Origin of the sequence: Ruegeria sp. ANG-R, assembly GCF_000813985.1 — a bacterium.
Classification (GTDB): domain Bacteria; phylum Pseudomonadota; class Alphaproteobacteria; order Rhodobacterales; family Rhodobacteraceae; genus Ruegeria.
The window spans coordinates 183,939-199,477 of sequence record NZ_JWLJ01000006.1 but is presented as its reverse complement, the minus strand read 5'-3'; the positions used below and the strand labels follow the sequence as shown (position 1 = coordinate 199,477).

Genomic DNA, 15,539 nt, shown 5'->3' with positions numbered 1-15,539 from the left:
ACTTTCTAAGAATGACACCGGCAGACCAAATCTCGACACCCCGTCGCCGGGAGTTTCGAAAGCTCATCCGCAGATCAAACGTCGCGTCAGTTCTCAGGAGGTTTGGGGTTGATTGGTCGAAAATCACCATTCAGTACGGCTTGGCTGACCCCATAGTTCCTTACGCTGTAATTGAACGGTTCACCACCAGACGACAGGGAATTGATCGCGTTTTCCCCGCAGTTGAAATGCACGGTGATGGTCCCATCCGCATTTGGTTCCCACATATTCGAGTTGATATGCGTGTTCCCGGCCATCAGATAGCCCTCAACATCATAGAGCGTGAAGGACGTGAAGAACTTGTTCTTGGGATCGTTAAAAGTGACGCCAAGGCATTCGTCTCCGGGCAATGCAGGCGAGCTGGAATACGCATTCGAGACACCCAACTCTGGCGGATACCCGCCCCAGCCTGCGGCATGTGATATGTCGAGCAGATGCTGGTCGGCCGCGCCGGGTGCCTTGGCATAGGTGTAATCAACGCCAGCCTTCAAGAACTCTTTCTTATAGGCAACACGCAGCGCTTCGAGCTGCTCCTGATCATAATCTTCCGAAACATAGGGACTGTTTTCAACATAGGCCGAAACAGCGATCATATCCTGTACGTTGTGAAGATGATCCAACGCGTCGGCGTCGGTGCGGTCCTTGAGCTCTGTCCGAAACATGACAAATGCGTAATCAGTCAATACTGTCAGCTTGTGTTCACCCGGCTCAACAATGAAGTAGGGTGAAAACCCATCTTCATCCATTATCTGCACGGAGACATACAGGTCAGAGTCCGGAATGGTGACCGTGAATTCGTGATCATCCGACACGTCTATAATTTGAATGGAATACAGCGTATCCCAGTTCATGCGCACCGTGGGGGCATCTGCGCCAACAGGCGACACTTCGCGCAGGTGCAGAATATCTTGGTCTGCCCCCCTGCGTGCCCAATTGGCAAAGTTCCAGGCAGTTTCGGCTTGGGCAAAGTTATCTGCCGTGACGGCAACTGTTTCGGCCTGCGCCGGCGATGTTGTCACCAAGAGTGTTGCGGTCAGAAGGAGTGGGGATTTCATTTTCAAAACTCCTGAATTTGTTGTGGCGTCGCGAATGATCATTCGACCAGCTCAATCTCACCGGGGCGCCAGGTGCCATCAAACCATGGCTCAAGCGGGCCATAGAGGCGCAGTATGGTCGACCACGACTTGCCCGGCATGGTCTGAATCCAATTACCCTCTTTGCCCTCCGGCGCTTGGGGGGCAAACCAGACAGTATAGCTGCCATCGTCATTGGGTTTGAGGGTGGGCAACGTGCTGTCGACACCCGCCAGTTTCTGATCCGTTTCCAGCAGGGATCGTGTCTGAGTACTATAGACCACGAAAGACCAATAGTTGTTCACCGGCACGTCGGCTGGAACGGTGACCGAATAGATTTTGCTACCGTCGAGATAGCTCCCTTCGCTGTCACGGTTGATCATCGCATATTGCGAGCCGACGCCGACATTTTTGGCCACCATCGCGGGGGTGATGCCGGTGGCATAGTAGTGAAACAGCGTGCGGGCATCGACAAGCTTTGCATCGCCAGCCTGGAATTCGTGATCACCGCCAACAAATGGGGTTTTCCAGTAGCCGGTTTCATACAAGAAGGGAGCCCTTGTACGGGGCGCATAGATTAGAGAACGCGCAGCGGCGGTTCCGATGGCGACGGCTTCGGTGAGAGTTTGTTTCAAACGCTCATCAGGCTCAAACGGTTGCCCCTTGCGAATGCCTAGCGTGAACAGATCGCCCAATAGCTCCGCAGGCAAAGCGCCTTCGGGTTCGGCATCGACAACGGCTTTCATTTCTTCGAAAAACGAAAAGTCGTTGGCGTGGATGGTATTGACCTGCACATCCGTCATATCGACAAACCCGGTTTCAGGCGGATTGTCACGCTCGGACCAGGGGTAAATGCGCAAGTTCTCTTTGACACGGGTGGCTTCGGCTGCTGGCCCATCTGCGCCTGGGAATGCCCGAAGCGCGAGCCAGTTCATGTAGCTTGGGGTCTTCAGGATGTAGTACCCATCCTCGGGCAGATCGCCATCGTAGTCATCGGGCACGATCAGGTATTTTCCGCCTTTTCCCTGGTCCGGCCCCGCGTTCCCGACGTCACCGACGTAGCGCATGTAGACATCGTCGATCAGCCCCAGAATGCCTGAAGGCAATTCGAGAACCACTGGGCCATTCGACAGGTCGGTACATCCCATCACGTAAATTGTTGTTGTGTTCGGCGTCAGCAGCAAGGATCGGGCGTTGTAGAGATCCTGAAAAATCCCGAAACTTCCCGCAACAGCTCCGGATTCAGTAAGTCCAAGGCACATCGCGTAGGTCGACGCGGCGGGCATCCCGTCCGTGAAAGCAGTGATCCCCCGCGCGAGGTTCAGCGCATCATAGGCAACTGCGGCTGTTTCCGGGGTCGGGAGACCGTCAAAGTACTCCAGTGTTCCCAGCCGCGTCTCAAAACTATCGGGCACAATGATGCTATCTGGTACATTCGCTGCGTATTCTGGACTGTCTTGCGCCATGGCAAGTGATGCGCCGCAAATCGCGGCAAACGAACAGGTATACTTTAGGACTTGCTTAAGCATGATTTTGGTACTCCCCAACAATAACATCCGCCGCTCATCCACGGTTCGGATCATCAAATTAGGGGTATGATACCGAGAGCCACCTACCTAAACTGCACGTCAACGTGCATTTGAGGGCAAACATGGATCGGGACGAGGCGGTTCACTTTTTGCGGCAAAACGGGTGGCTTTCACGTTTGCCGGATGCTGTACAGCAGGATTGGCTAAGCGGGGCGCGGTTTCACCAGATTTCCAAAGGTGAGCGCATCTTTGAAGTCGAGGATGATCCGCGCTTTATGGTTGGCCTCGCGAGCGGCTCAGTAGGTGCATATCTCAGCTATCATCACGATGAAACACGGCTGGTTTTGCTATACGAAGAGGGAAACTGGTTTGGCGACGCCGCTGTTATCACTGGCGAGCGGCATCGGGGTACAGGTGTCGCGCGAACCGATTGCGCAATACTCTTGGTGCCGGCGACCCACGTCGAAAAGGTAAACGAGCGCCATCCGGACGTTTGGCGTCACATTTCCATGAACGTGCTTTTCCAAATAGACAGCTATCTGACCCTAACCGAAGCCGCGCTCAACCGGGACCCTGTGGGCCGGGTGATCACGATGTTGATCAGCCTCAAAAAACTGAACCCAAGGCACAGCGTTTTCAATCTGACCAATGAAGAAATCGGGCAAATGACGGGGCTGACACGAAACACGGCAAACAAATGCCTGCGCACGCTGGAAGTCGCCGGAGCGATTGAACGAAGCTATGCACGAATTCGCGTCTCAGACTTACAGTCTTTGGAGCTCTATCTTAGGCAGACATACGCGATGAACTGATTTGCGGTGTAGCGAAGCTTCTTTAGCGTTGAATGCTGACATTAAGCGAACGCTAACTTGAGCATCTGATTTCAGCGTGGTTTTTGATTCTGCTTGCTTTGCCGTGAACCCACTCGCGACTTACGGATCGTGGAAGATGCTATCTTTTCTGACTTCGACCCCGATCCTTCCCCGCGTCTGGCGTCACTGGATGGTTTGGATCGCGTTCTGACAATCGGCAGTTTTTCCAGAATCCTATCCCCTGGTCTTTCAATGCTTCTCTGAACCAGTCGGCGACGTATCCACGGTCCCCGAGCAGCCAATTGATAACAAACATCGGCTTCGGGATTCCGTGAAAACATCTTTCGAATCAGAAGCGAATTCTAATCTGAGTCGCTATTCGAGCCGGAATATGCAGGCACCGATACTGCTACTGGCAACGGTGACACTTCGCCGCTTCTCAAATTCGATAGTTTTGGCCAAACGTGACGCAAAGACCTCGGAAACCTGAGCTGTACCGGGAACACCGGAACTCTCCATTCTCGCTGCTATATTCACTGTTTCGCCCCAAATATCGTATGCAAGTTTTGCCTTTCCGATAACGCCTGCAACGGCAGGGCAAGAATGCAATCCGATCCGGACGACAAGGGGGATTCCTGTGTCAGGTCAGTCAAAGTGTTTTGAAGCAGCTAGTATGTCGCGCGCAAGTTCCATGGCCCCGTCTTCCGGGGTGGGATAAGGTATTGGTGCAGCGACGGTGATCATTATCGCATCACCGATGGTCTTAATCTTCTCGGCGTCATATTGTTCGATGAGATCATCAACTGCAACGAAGAATTTGTTCAGGAACTCGACGATCTTTGCTGGTGGCTGGTCTCGGCTCATTTCGGTAAAGCCGACGATATCGACAAAGATGACGGCAACACGTGGATGTTCATCTGCGATCTGATCTTCTCCGGCCTTTAACCTGTCAGCCACAGTCATGGGAAGAATATCGTGCAAAAGGCGCTCACTTTCGCCATGCGCGATCTCAAAGTCTCTTTCTGCTTTTGTCCTTTGATCCAACCGGTGACATCCTTGGCCGGTATATCGAGGTGCGGAGCTTCATCTTCGAAAACTCCGACCTTGAAGTTGGAGATGTCAGAAAGCTCGGATATGTTTCCGGTACGGATCTCGGCTATTGGGGTGTGTTTATAACAAAAACAACTCTTGCGTGCGGCCGTGGCCACACCGAACCTGTGTGGGACGTCGCAAGTCTTGGCGCGTCTTCGAGCTTTGCGGCGGGAGGATACGGACACTTCAAAGCGCCTTCTCAAACATCGCAGCAGGATCGAGATCGTGTTCGGAAGGCTTAAGGATTGCCGGCGGGTGGCAACACGCCGCGACAGGTGCCCAAGGTCTTTCTGTCCGCAATCGTCCTCGTCGCAACCGTCATGTTCTGGCTATGAAAAAAGAACAAGCCCTGACCCTAAGGAATAAATCCCTCGGGAACACCAAATTTTGGTGAATTCACGCTGAAACCTGTCAAGGAATGCAAAAAAGATATTAGGCTTTGGACTTCCAGCTCCGAAAGTTGAATTGCATCTATGTCGATCTTGTTGAATTGACGTTCCATTTCAAAGCGGTCTTCCCAAACTAAAAAGTCAGTTTTCTGCAACCAGGGAATCTTTGGTAGAGCAGCCATTTGAGGTGTCCAATTCTCTTGGCTTGTACGAGGGTTTAAGTGATGGCGAATGATGCTCTCTAAATCGGGAAAGGCACCATTGTGACCGTATGGTGCGGTCAGGACAATGTTGCGCAACATAGGCGTCCGGAACCTATATGCATCTTCCAGGCGATTGCTTTCACCCATGCGACCGACGTCCCGGGCATACGGGTCCCATTGCCGGGTTCGGCCTGGACCGAAGGGTGGCAGGCCCAACGCATAAAACTTCTGATCGGTCATCAACGAGCCGGAATGACAAGAGGAACACTGAGCCTTTCCATAGAATAGGTCCATGCCGCTTTTTTGGGTGACCGTCAGGGCATCGGTGTTGCCGGCCAGATATTGATCGAACGCACTGTCCGTGCTCCGCCATTCGATTGCCATAAATGCTGCCAGCGCGTTGGCGATCTGGGTAATGGTGATTTCTTCGGCGGTCTCGATTTCATCAAAGGCAGCAACCATAGCGGAACCGTAGTATGAACTAGTACGGATACGTTTCGCCAAAATCGACCAACCCTTGTCAATGCGATCATGGACAGCTCCAGTCACCTCGTTTTCGGCAACGTTGCCTGCCATTTCGAACTGCGAGGTCAGAGGAAACAAGGCCTGTGCAGCTAGCAGAGAGTTCAGCCCGTCGGGCAACCATTCTTGCGCAGGTGAATTGAAGCCGTTGCCGTAGACATCCGAGATACTCAGGCGCCCGTCATGAAACACTGTATGGATGTCTTTGGCGCCGAGATTCCACAGACCCGGGGAATTGCGGGGGATGCGTTTGCGGATCTTGTTCGCGCCGATCCCCGGCGTGCGGTCGGGGCCAAGGCCTTCGCCGCCTTCTCCGATGCCTAGGGACAGCCCATCCGACGTGCCAAAATCAGGGTGATGGCAATGGGCGCACGCAATGTTCTGATTGCCCGACAGGATCGGGTCGTAAAACAGTTGATGGCCGATAGCGGCCTGTTCCATATCAAAGGGAATGAAGTCATCATCGGTCAGTGGCCGCGGCAAATCCTGAGCCGCCGCGGCCCCGGCCAAGAGGAAAGTAACCCCATGCGTCAGTTTGTATTTGCCCTTTATATGCTTGCGACTCCGGCGCTGGCCGAGTTGGAACAGGCGCGTGATTTGATGGAAGCCGGAGAGTTTAAGGCCGCGCGCGAAGAACTGTTGCCAGCGGCGCGATCCGGCAATGCAGAAGCCGAAGAGTTGATCGGTGTGATGTACGGGCTGGGGCTCGGGGTCGAACAGGACTATGAGCGGGCGTTCGAATGGTATCTGCGCGCCTCGATGAAGGGGCATCCGGGCGCGCAATCCGGCATCGGCTGGTACTATGAGCTGGGTCTGGGTATGCCCGCGCCTGATTTGGTGCGAGCCTACATGTGGTACACGCTCAGCGCGATTGGCGGCGATCCCGATGCGGCGATCAGCCTTGAGGAAGTGGTCAAGAAGATGTCGCCGGAGCAGATCGAAAGGGCGCATGTTCTGGTCAACGACTACAAAGTGTGGATGTACCCGTTTCGGTAAAGGCCGGGCCCAAAGGCCCGACCCAACAATTTAGTTCAGGTCTGCATCACGCGAGGCGTTTACATCCGCCTCAGCCGCAGCAACGGCCTCGGTCAATGCGTTAAACACTTCGTCACCACGCGCCACGTTGGACTGGAACCAGGCATAAACCGGTGTTGCAGCCTCTTTGAACGCGGCTTTCTGCTCGGGTGTAGGTACGTAAAGATCACCTCCGCCCGCAACGAAATCTTCGTATGCTTGGATCGATTTGCGCTTGGGCGACGCAAATGTGGCCTGCTGCAGCGCGTAGAATCCATCCACCACCACGCGGCGCAAATCCTCGGGCATTTCCTGGAACTTGGCGTTGTTCATCCACCACAGCGCACCCATGTAGGCATGGCCGTCCAGCGTGACGTATTGCAGGCCCGCATCGGGGAATTTCATGCCCATGATGTCGGTGATGCCGTTTTTGGAGCCTTCGACAACGCCAGTCTGGAAGCTGGTGAACAGTTCCGGCCATGGGATCGGGGTTGGTGATGCACCCAGAGCCTTGACCAATTCCTGCGGCAGGTCGGCCACAACTGTGCGGATTTTCAGACCTTCCATATCGGCAGGTTCCGCCACACGGCGTTGGGTGTTGGCAAAGTTGCGCCAGCCGCCTGTGTTGCCGATGGTCATCAGACGGATTGCGCCGCCGGAATCCTCCAACGCCATGTCACGCATTTGCCGGGTGAAATCGCCTGACAACACGTGTTCGGCAATGCGGTCATCAGCCATCAGGTAGGGCAGGTCCAGAACCTGCACATACGGGAAGATGCCAGAAGCACCGCCCGAGGTGGAGATGTAGATGTCGATGGTGCCATCCGCTACGCCCTGCAGGCATTCCGCGCCGTTCGAACACAGCTGCGTGCCGATGAACAGTTCGACCTCGATAGCGCCGTTTGATGCCGCCTCAACATAGTTCTTGAAGACGACAAGGCCATCGTAATCCTCGTCGTTTTCGTTCGAGTTGGCCGTGGCGCGCAACGTAAAATCGGCCGCCGTTGCCGCAATCGCCGATGCGGCCACCAGCGATGTGGCCACCGCTGCGGTTTTAAAGAAATCTCTGAGCATGCGTTTCCTCCCTATGGGTCTCAGTTAGTTTGCAAATCCCGTTATCCTCGGGATCGTCATGGATAGTGCGGGGATGTATGTGATCAGGAAGATCACAATGATTTCGACTGCCAGAAACGGCAGGATGGCTTTGGCGATTGTTTCTACCCGCTCCCGCGACACTGCGGCGGCTACGAACAGGACCAGCCCCATTGGTGGTGTTGCCAGACCAACGGTCAGGTTGACGCTCATGATGATGGCGAAATGGATCGGGTCGACACCAAGACTGGTGAAGATCGGACCAAGGATCGGGCCAAGGATGATGATCGCCGGGCCTGCGTCCAGAAACATGCCAACGATGAACAGCAGCAGGTTGATCAGGAACAGCAGGATCAGCGGGTTTTCCGATAGGCTGAGGATTAGCGAGGCCAACTGTTCCGGCGCATGGCTAAGACTAACGACCGTCTTGAACGCCATCGCCGCGCCGACCAACAGCAATACGACCGCCGAGGTCATACCCGCGTTGCTGAGGATTTCTGGCACTTCCTTCAAGGTAAGGGTGCGCAGGACGAAGAAACCGATAATGAAAGCGTATCCCACGGCCACAGCAGCGGCTTCGGTCGGGGTGAAAATGCCACCCAGAATACCACCCAGAATGATCACAGGCGTCATCAGCGGAAAGAAGGCCTTGAGGCTGGCCTGACGGCGTTCGGGCCAGGTGTATTTGCGGCTTGCGACGGGAAAATCATAGCGATCAGCCATGACTTTGATCATCAGCATCAGTCCAACGCCAACCATCACACCGGGCACGATACCTGCAAGGAAGAGCGCCGCCACACTTTCGCCCATGACATAGGCATAGATGATCATGATGCCCGAGGGTGGGATGATCGGGCCAATCACCGAACTGGCCGCCGTGATCGCAGCGGCGAATTTGCGGGTATAGCCCTGCTTCTCCATCGCCGGGATCAGCATTGACCCAAGCGCCGAGGTGTCAGCGACTGCAGAGCCGGACAGACCCGCAAACAGGATCGAGCTGAGGACGTTCACATGCGCAAGGCCGCCCCGCAGGTGGCCCATCAAGGCCTGGCTGAACTCGACGAGGCGGATGGTGATGCCGCCACGGTTCATGAGTTCTCCGGCCAGCATGAAGAACGGAATCGCCATCAGCGGGAAGCTGTCCATGCCGTTATAGACATTTCGATAAAGCAGCGTGATGTCGTTGGTCTGACCGCTGAGCCATAGCAGAATGCCGGGCGCAGCCAGCAGTGCGAAAAACACCGGCAGGCCGATCAGCAGGAAAATCAGGAAGGTGGGCAGGAACCAAATCAGCATTTATTCAGCCCCCACCGCAGCTTCGGGAATTTCAGGCAAAAGATGTGCTCCACCCAGTATGGTCACGACGGACCGCAAGATCAGCTCGATATTGACTGAGATCAGGAGGATGATCCCAACCAGCAGCGAGGCCATCATCCAACTGCGTGGAATGCGGTACCATTCGTCAAAGGCGAAAGAGGTGGGCAGGTACAACGCCGCAGTAGCGAACCGGCCACCAAATCCCGTCACTTCGGACCAGCCGATATTGACCGCAACCAGCAGGACGGCCAGCGATATCAGCAGCAGGAATAGATTGAGCGACAGGCCCAATACACGCGGCAGGAAGCGCGCAAGCATGTCGATGGCGACGAACCCTCCGCGTCGGAAAGCGGTGGGCGCCATCAGGCCGGTCATCCAGAGCATACAGAACCGCGCAGCTTCATCCGGCCATGGCAGGGCATTGCCCAGAACGTATCGAAAGAATACCTGAATCAGGATTGCGATTACCATGAATGCAATCGCAACGACGCCAACCGCGCGGCCCAATCGCAGCACGGTTTCGTTCACGAATGCAATCGGCGCTAACGCCGATGCCAGTCCGCCCATGCGGATCCTCCCTTGGTCAGCCGCGGGTTTGCCCCGCAATCATCATATCGCGCTTAGGCTTTCGCGAATTGGCCGAGTTTTCCGGCAAAGAAAGTCAGCGCATCTCCATCCGCCATGCTGACCTTCAGAACTTTGCCCACCACGATCACATGATCGCCTGCATCGTGATAAGCGTGCTGCTCGCATTCGAACCGGGCAAGACTGCCCGGCAACAACGGGGTGCCGTTTTCACAACGGTCATGTTCGATTTCACGCAACGCATGGGCATCTTTTGAACAGCCAAAACACAGTTCAGCCTGTTCAGCAGACAGAACATGCACGCTGAAGTGACGCGCCGCGTGAAAATAGCGGAACCGGCGCGAATTGCGGTCGCCGGCCCACATTACCAGCGGTGGGTCCAGCGACAGGGACGAAAAGCTGTTGGCCGTTATGCAGATCGGCCCATCCTCACTATCGCAGGTCACGACGGTAACGCCGGTGGCAAAGCGACCAAAGGCATCGCGTAGGGTGCGCGTGTCGTCTTTATGCGGGATAAATGTATGGTTCATATCGCGCGAGATTGCATTCATCAGGGCACCTCATGTCCCAGCGCCGCCTCATACAGGCGGTACCAGCTTTCACGATCCAGCTTGACTTTCAACGCATCCGAGGCGCGCTTGATGCGGCCCAGATTATTTGTGCCCAGAACCGGCAGAATGTTCGCCGGATGCGCGAGCAGGAAAGCAACGGCCACAGCGGCGCGATCCACACCGAATTCTGCGGCGATCTCATCCGCTACAACACCGACCGGAGGGTTCCCGGCCATCAAAAGGCCCCCGCCAAGCGGGGACCACGCCATAAGCGGGTGACCATGCTGTTGATGGAACGCTAGATCGCCATTGGTAAACGGGCTGATCTCCCCAAGCGAGATTTCAATCTGATTTGTGACCAACTGGGTTTTCATTGCCGACTGTAGCAGAGACCAGTCCCAAGGGCGGAAGTTTGACACGCCAACCGCGCCGACCTTGCCACTGGCTACCACCTCATCCAGCGCCGCACCGGTTTCATTGTGGTCCATCATTGGATCAGGGCGGTGGATCAGTAGCAGGTCGATGTGGTCAATCGCCATTTCCGAAAGAGACGTATCGACCGATTTTAGAATATGCGCGCGTGACGTGTCGTAGTATTTGACCTTGGCCTCGGCATAGCGCCCCATCGGCGCAACGATGTCACATTTGGTGACGATCTCCATCTTCTGGCGCAGGCTGGGATTGGCGCGCAAGGCATTGCCCAGAACGGCCTCGGCCGCGTATCCGCCATAAATATCGGCCTGGTCGAAGGTGGTGATCCCCTGATCCAGACATGTCTGAATCTTGGCCTCGACATGCGCTGTCGAGGTGTCACTGTCATCACCCAAGCGCCACATGCCATAGACAAGGCGGCTCATTTCCAGAGTGTCAGATAGTTTCACACGTTGCATCAGCGACGAACTCCGTTGCCCAGCGGGGTCGCCGGGGTGGTTGCTGGCACGCGCCCGTAGGCTTCGGGAAGCGAGCAGGTTTTCAGGTTGGGCATCACGCGGGCGCCAAAATGCTTGGCCTCATCCATGTGCGGATAGCCCGAGAAGATGAAGGCGCGGATGCCCATCTTCTGATACTCTTCGATCTTGGACATAACTTGATCGGTCGATCCGACCAGCGCTGCACCACAACCCGAGCGGGCGCGTCCGACACCTGTCCAAAGTCCGGGTTCGACATAGCCATATTCGTCGGCCAGATCGCGGTTCTTGGACTGATGCGCCACGCCCAGCGAGGTCGCATCCAACGCCCTCTCGCGGATCGCGCGACCGTATTCGTCATCCAGTTTCGAAACGATGTAGTCAGCATATTCTTGCGCTTCAGCTTCGGTATCCCGCACGATCATGTGAACGCGCAGGCCGTAATCCAGAGTACGATTGTAATCCTCGGCAACCGCGTGAACGGCTTTCATTCGCTCTGCCAACTGATCCTTGGTTTCTGGCCACATCAGATAGACATCGCAATGCTCGCCGCACAGGTCCAAAGCAGACGGGGAGTAGCCGCCAAAATACAGAAGTGGGCCACCAGCCTGGTAAGGCCGGGCCGGGTCCGTCGTCAGGCTCGAAAAATTGTAGACCTCGCCCGCATGGTTGATCTCATCCTGCGTCCAGGCCTGTTTCAGAATCTCAACCACTTCGCGCGAACGCTGATAGCGAAACGCACTGTCGGCTTTCTCGCCCGGGAAATCGGACGAGATGATGTTGACCGTCAGCCGCCCCTTCAGCATGTGGTCCAGCGTCGCGATGGTGCGGGCCAGCATGATGGGCTGCATCTCACCACAGCGCACGGCGGCCAGCAGGTTGATTTTTTCGGTGATTGGCGCGCAGCCTGCGACAAAGCTCAGGGTGTCCTGTCCGACCTGATAAGACGAGGGGCAAAGGATGTTGCGAAACCCTTGTGCTTCGGCTTCTTTGACGATGCCTGAACAATGCTCCCAACTGGATCGCAGATCACCATCAGGCACACCCAGAAACTGGTAGTCATCCGAGCAGAGCGCTGCAAACCACGAAACCTCGGCCGCATCCAGGTCGGGGGATGTGATGGGGACGATGGTCATTTGATTCACGCTCCGTACATCTTTGACTTTCCTCTTGCGTAGCAAGCGCATTGATGTAGATCAATAGTGTATCAATTTTTCCTGCGACCGAGTGAAGCGCCCTGCATGAACGCATCCGACAGAAATCCGAACGCACTGCCGGTTTACATACAGATCGCGGAACTGCTGATCCGCGATATCGCAGCGGGCCGCCTGATTGATGGTGAACGATTGTCGCCTGAACGTGAGATGGCAGCGGAATTGAAAGTCTCCGTTGGGACGTTGCGAAAATCGCTCGCTGAGCTGGAAAAAAAAGGGATGTTGGAGCGTATTCAAGGTTCGGGCAACTATATTCGCGAGACCGGAACACAAGACAGTGTCTACGCGATGTTCAGGCTTGAGTTACCTGAAGGGGGCGGCCTGCCGCGCGCAGATATCCTGTCGGTCGATTATCTGAAAAAGCCAGCCGATCTGCCAAGATTCGGAGCTTCTGATGCAAGCTCAAGGGTACGCCGGATGCGCTACCTGAATGATACAATCATTGCAGTCGAAGAAATCTGGCTCGACGAATCAGCGGGATTGATCGACCAGAGCCTGCTTTCGGACTCTCTCTACCGCTATTATCAGCGCCAATTGGGTTTTTGGATCGCAAGGGCCGAAGACAGAGTTTCAGTCCAACCATTGCCGGATTGGACGCCACCCAACTTCACTAAACAGTCAGGCGAAGCAGTCGGCTATATTGAACGATTCAGCTGGTCGGAAAGCGCTGAACCCGTTGAGTTCTCAAAAACATGGTTCGATCCGGATCGGGCCAACTACGTCCAACGTTTAAAGTAAAAAGGAAGCACGCATGACCCGGACCATCAATTACGGGCTGATTGGATGCGGCATGATGGGGCAGGAGCACCTTCACAATATCGACTTGTTGGAAGGTGCTCGTGTAACGGCAATATTTGAACCTGATCCAGAAATGGCCGCTGCGGCAGCGGCAATTGCACCGACCGCAATCATGGTAGGTTCCATGCAGGAGCTTCTGGCGATCAAAGAACTGGATTGTTTCGTCATTGCTAGCCCGAACCATCTGCATGTGGATCAGATCTGCGAAGTTGCTGACACACGCCCGCTGCCGTTGTTGGTAGAGAAGCCTCTGTTCACGGATTCAAAGGATTTGGATCGGCTGGAGCAGGTACGGCGTGATTACCCGTGCCCGATCTGGGTTGCGATGGAATACCGGTATATGCCTCCTATTGCAGCTCTGATCGAAAAGGTTGACGCGACCGGTGGCATAAAAATGCTATCGATCCGCGAACATCGCTTTCCATTTCTTGAAAAAGTCGGGAACTGGAATCGATTCAACCGCAATACCGGTGGCACTTTTGTAGAAAAATGCTGCCATTTCTTCGATCTCATGCGCCTGATACTGAAATCCGACCCGGTGCGTATCACCGCTAGCGGGGGCCAGGCCGTCAACCATCTGGACGAGAGTTACGACGGCGAAACTCCGGATATTCTCGACCACGGCTATGTTATTGTCGAGTTTGCTTCGGGTGCGCGCGCGATGCTGGAGCTCTGCATGTTCGCCGAAGGATCTCGCTATCAAGAAGAAATATCCGCTGTTGGGCCGGACGCCAAAATCGAAGCTCTGGTGCCTGGACCAGGACGCTTCTGGCCGGATCACCTGGGAGACGCACCAACGCCGAAGGTGATCGTTAGTCCACGCAATCCGAAAGGGCCTGTGTCAGTGGACGTTCCAGTGGAACCGGACCTATTGGCTGCTGGGGATCACAACGGGTCAACCTACTATCAGCATAAGAGCTTTCTGGCTTTGGTTCGTGGCGAAAAGGCACAACCGGACGTGAGTCTAAATGACGGTCTCTGGGCCGTTAGAATGGGTCAAGCTGCGCAACGGGCGATAGACACCGGTGAAGCGGTGCACCTGAACGACTGAGGGAGTAATGGCCGGACTGGCCCTGGTGCGAGAACAGCCCTTTCCGGCAAGAGAAAACGCGCACTGACTCCTTTGACGTCTCTATGAGGAGGTGCAGGGAACTGTTCCTTTATCCGTCTCGCAGGGCGCCTTCGGGATCAGTAGGCTTGCGCATTTGGATAATAAAAGTCACGGAAACCCGGTCTATATCGAACCCGCTGCCCTGCTTCCCCTTCAGGCGAGTGATCTGATTCCGGCGGAGACAAGGACCTACACTGGATTGAAGACGGCGAACCGGATCAATTTCATCTTGGAGAAGGCACCGACCAGTTAGGTTTCATCACTATCGCGCAGGACAACCGACAGATGTTCGAAACTGGCAGTGCCGATATCGTCTGTCTCGGTGGCCTCATCAAAGCCGATTTGAACGATAAGCTCTCCTTGGTAAGCACCGAAATCCTGACCACGCCGGCGCGTGGCCGCGCGTTCTATTGCGCCTGTTGTACCAGCCGTGGCATCCGATCCGGCGATGTGATAGTTTGCTGAAAGACGCAAACATCTGCGAAGAACCAGTGCAGGCTCCTTGGTGGCCTTGTGCAACCCGTTTAGCGGGTGAAACGCGCCCGGCTCCACCGTTCCTGCGCAAAACCCAAGACTGCCAGTGATCTGACTGAAAGCCGCTGCAGCATAAACCGCTGTTTCTTCACGGTGGACCTCGATCCAGCGTATACGGCTATCCCGCCGGATCGCATCGACCAGAGCGTTAAGCGCATCCCCCGTCCCCCCCGAATATCTGCGTCCCCCCGACGTCGGTCAGAGTTCCGGAATCTCCTCGCAGACATTTCGGGTCATGGGGTTTTGCTATTCGATTGGGTGTTCCGGTTCACGGTCGGGGGTCGAATGCCCATTCAATATCTTTGACTGTGCGCGCAGGCAGGCGTTGGCACGTAAACGGGACTCCAACGGGTCCTCTGATTTCTGAGCCGAGATATCAAATTGCTCTAGGGCAAATTGAAGGAAATCCTGTGCCGCCTGTGCTGCCGGCTGATCAGCGCGCGCCAAGAGGCGGCGCGCCTGAGCCTCGTGGATCAAGGCACTGCAGAACGCGCGGGTTCCTGGGTCCCGGACCTGTTCGAGCAAAAGTGTGGCGGCGCCAAGCGCCGGTTTGTTGCCCCGGGCGATCCGGCCAGCCAGAATGCGCAACATGATCTCGAGAGCCGCCTGATTGCCGGGCTCAGCCTCAAGAACATCGAGGCACATGCTTTCGGCGATGTCATCCTCGCCACGCAGACGGTGCGTCACCGCATGGTCGAGCACATGTGCCACATCCCGTTGCGAAATCGGTTCCGGTTGCCGCATCTCCGTCCCCTC

Annotated in this window: 15 protein-coding genes and 2 pseudogenes; 5 read left to right on the top strand and 12 right to left on the bottom strand. The window is 55.5% G+C overall.

What is annotated here, in order from left to right; translation table 11 throughout:
* Nucleotides 1-86: 86 nt before the first annotated feature.
* Together RA27_RS15455 and RA27_RS15450 are read right to left on the bottom strand one after the other, a co-directional pair.
* The gene (locus RA27_RS15455) at nucleotides 87-1,094 is read right to left on the bottom strand and encodes a DUF1254 domain-containing protein (RefSeq protein WP_193746527.1); all 1,008 of its coding nucleotides are present in this window, start codon (nucleotides 1,092-1,094) and stop codon (nucleotides 87-89) included.
* Nucleotides 1,095-1,132: 38 nt separating this feature from the next.
* Nucleotides 1,133-2,641, bottom strand: coding sequence for a DUF1254 domain-containing protein (locus RA27_RS15450; protein ID WP_039541295.1), 1,509 nt, complete (start codon nucleotides 2,639-2,641; stop codon nucleotides 1,133-1,135).
* 122 nt (nucleotides 2,642-2,763) lie between these two features.
* Here RA27_RS15450 and RA27_RS15445 point away from each other — a divergent pair, with 122 nt between their 5' ends.
* Nucleotides 2,764-3,453: a Crp/Fnr family transcriptional regulator gene (locus RA27_RS15445; RefSeq protein ID WP_039540907.1), complete on the top strand. Its 690-nt coding sequence runs from the start codon at nucleotides 2,764-2,766 to the stop codon at nucleotides 3,451-3,453.
* A gap of 375 nt (nucleotides 3,454-3,828) precedes the next feature.
* Here the strand turns inward: RA27_RS15445 and RA27_RS24740 are convergent.
* A pseudogene (locus RA27_RS24740) lies at nucleotides 3,829-4,416 on the bottom strand (adenylate/guanylate cyclase domain-containing protein).
* A 318-nt stretch (nucleotides 4,417-4,734) separates the two neighbouring features.
* On the opposite strand from RA27_RS24740, the pseudogene RA27_RS23740 reads away from it, so the two are divergent.
* Nucleotides 4,735-4,880 (top strand): annotated as a pseudogene (locus tag RA27_RS23740) (transposase); the annotation flags it as partial.
* A 20-nt stretch (nucleotides 4,881-4,900) separates the two neighbouring features.
* Here RA27_RS23740 and RA27_RS15435 read toward each other — a convergent pair.
* Complete coding sequence (locus RA27_RS15435) at nucleotides 4,901-6,169, bottom strand: cytochrome c peroxidase (RefSeq protein WP_039540905.1); 1,269 nt, start codon at nucleotides 6,167-6,169, stop codon at nucleotides 4,901-4,903.
* Between the two features lie 15 nt (nucleotides 6,170-6,184).
* Here RA27_RS15435 and RA27_RS15430 point away from each other — a divergent pair, with 15 nt between their 5' ends.
* Complete coding sequence (locus RA27_RS15430; protein ID WP_039540903.1) at nucleotides 6,185-6,655, top strand: tetratricopeptide repeat protein; 471 nt, start codon at nucleotides 6,185-6,187, stop codon at nucleotides 6,653-6,655.
* A 30-nt stretch (nucleotides 6,656-6,685) separates the two neighbouring features.
* Here the strand turns inward: RA27_RS15430 and dctP are convergent, their stop codons facing one another.
* Genes dctP through RA27_RS15400 form a run of 6 tightly spaced genes read right to left on the bottom strand, consistent with a single transcriptional unit; the run spans nucleotide 6,686 to nucleotide 12,262 of the window.
* The gene (dctP, locus tag RA27_RS15425; protein ID WP_039540901.1) at nucleotides 6,686-7,747 is read right to left on the bottom strand and encodes a TRAP transporter substrate-binding protein DctP; all 1,062 of its coding nucleotides are present in this window, start codon (nucleotides 7,745-7,747) and stop codon (nucleotides 6,686-6,688) included.
* A 24-nt stretch (nucleotides 7,748-7,771) separates the two neighbouring features.
* Nucleotides 7,772-9,061 (bottom strand): TRAP transporter large permease, encoded by a 1,290-nt coding sequence (locus RA27_RS15420; protein ID WP_039540899.1) that lies wholly within the window; start codon nucleotides 9,059-9,061, stop codon nucleotides 7,772-7,774.
* On the bottom strand, nucleotides 9,062-9,649 hold the full coding sequence (locus RA27_RS15415) for a TRAP transporter small permease subunit (protein WP_039540896.1): 588 nt from the start codon (nucleotides 9,647-9,649) through the stop codon (nucleotides 9,062-9,064). It lies immediately after the preceding gene.
* A gap of 53 nt (nucleotides 9,650-9,702) precedes the next feature.
* Nucleotides 9,703-10,218 carry a flavin reductase family protein gene (locus tag RA27_RS15410; protein ID WP_039540893.1) on the bottom strand — a complete coding sequence of 172 codons (516 nt, stop codon included), beginning with the start codon at nucleotides 10,216-10,218 and terminating at the stop codon, nucleotides 9,703-9,705.
* A complete protein-coding gene (locus tag RA27_RS15405) occupies nucleotides 10,218-11,108 on the bottom strand; it encodes an aldo/keto reductase (RefSeq protein WP_039540890.1) in 891 nt (296 codons plus the stop codon). Before RA27_RS15405 ends, RA27_RS15410 begins: the two co-directional genes overlap by 1 nt.
* Nucleotides 11,108-12,262: an LLM class flavin-dependent oxidoreductase gene (locus RA27_RS15400; protein ID WP_039540887.1), complete on the bottom strand. Its 1,155-nt coding sequence runs from the start codon at nucleotides 12,260-12,262 to the stop codon at nucleotides 11,108-11,110. Before RA27_RS15400 ends, RA27_RS15405 begins: the two co-directional genes overlap by 1 nt.
* A 105-nt stretch (nucleotides 12,263-12,367) precedes the next feature.
* Here RA27_RS15400 and RA27_RS15395 point away from each other — a divergent pair, with 105 nt between their 5' ends.
* Nucleotides 12,368-13,078 carry a GntR family transcriptional regulator gene (locus tag RA27_RS15395; protein WP_039540884.1) on the top strand — a complete coding sequence of 237 codons (711 nt, stop codon included), beginning with the start codon at nucleotides 12,368-12,370 and terminating at the stop codon, nucleotides 13,076-13,078.
* 13 nt (nucleotides 13,079-13,091) lie between these two features.
* On the top strand, nucleotides 13,092-14,189 hold the full coding sequence (locus RA27_RS15390) for a Gfo/Idh/MocA family oxidoreductase (RefSeq protein WP_039540882.1): 1,098 nt from the start codon (nucleotides 13,092-13,094) through the stop codon (nucleotides 14,187-14,189).
* Between the two features lie 309 nt (nucleotides 14,190-14,498).
* Here RA27_RS15390 and RA27_RS24735 read toward each other — a convergent pair whose 3' ends face one another.
* Both RA27_RS24735 and RA27_RS15375 read right to left on the bottom strand, forming a co-directional pair.
* The gene (locus tag RA27_RS24735) at nucleotides 14,499-14,723 is read right to left on the bottom strand and encodes a hypothetical protein (RefSeq protein ID WP_241484084.1); all 225 of its coding nucleotides are present in this window, start codon (nucleotides 14,721-14,723) and stop codon (nucleotides 14,499-14,501) included.
* A 306-nt stretch (nucleotides 14,724-15,029) separates the two neighbouring features.
* Nucleotides 15,030-15,527 (bottom strand): hypothetical protein, encoded by a 498-nt coding sequence (locus RA27_RS15375; protein ID WP_039540873.1) that lies wholly within the window; start codon nucleotides 15,525-15,527, stop codon nucleotides 15,030-15,032.
* Nucleotides 15,528-15,539: the final 12 nt, after the last annotated feature.

Excerpts from the sequence above, each read along its gene's own strand:
- RA27_RS15455 (WP_193746527.1), bottom strand. The coding sequence starts at position 1,094 with ATGAAATCCCCACTCCTTCTGACCGCAACACTCTTGGTGACAACATCG.
- RA27_RS15450 (WP_039541295.1), bottom strand. The coding sequence starts at position 2,641 with ATGCTTAAGCAAGTCCTAAAGTATACCTGTTCGTTTGCCGCGATTTGC.
- RA27_RS15445 (WP_039540907.1), top strand. The coding sequence starts at position 2,764 with ATGGATCGGGACGAGGCGGTTCACTTTTTGCGGCAAAACGGGTGGCTT.
- RA27_RS15430 (WP_039540903.1), top strand. The coding sequence starts at position 6,185 with ATGCGTCAGTTTGTATTTGCCCTTTATATGCTTGCGACTCCGGCGCTG.
- dctP (WP_039540901.1), bottom strand. The coding sequence starts at position 7,747 with ATGCTCAGAGATTTCTTTAAAACCGCAGCGGTGGCCACATCGCTGGTG.
- RA27_RS15420 (WP_039540899.1), bottom strand. The coding sequence starts at position 9,061 with ATGCTGATTTGGTTCCTGCCCACCTTCCTGATTTTCCTGCTGATCGGC.
- RA27_RS15415 (WP_039540896.1), bottom strand. The coding sequence starts at position 9,649 with ATGGGCGGACTGGCATCGGCGTTAGCGCCGATTGCATTCGTGAACGAA.
- RA27_RS15410 (WP_039540893.1), bottom strand. The coding sequence starts at position 10,218 with ATGAATGCAATCTCGCGCGATATGAACCATACATTTATCCCGCATAAA.
- RA27_RS15405 (WP_039540890.1), bottom strand. The coding sequence starts at position 11,108 with ATGCAACGTGTGAAACTATCTGACACTCTGGAAATGAGCCGCCTTGTC.
- RA27_RS15400 (WP_039540887.1), bottom strand. The coding sequence starts at position 12,262 with ATGACCATCGTCCCCATCACATCCCCCGACCTGGATGCGGCCGAGGTT.
- RA27_RS15395 (WP_039540884.1), top strand. The coding sequence starts at position 12,368 with ATGAACGCATCCGACAGAAATCCGAACGCACTGCCGGTTTACATACAG.
- RA27_RS15390 (WP_039540882.1), top strand. The coding sequence starts at position 13,092 with ATGACCCGGACCATCAATTACGGGCTGATTGGATGCGGCATGATGGGG.
- RA27_RS15375 (WP_039540873.1), bottom strand. The coding sequence starts at position 15,527 with ATGCGGCAACCGGAACCGATTTCGCAACGGGATGTGGCACATGTGCTC.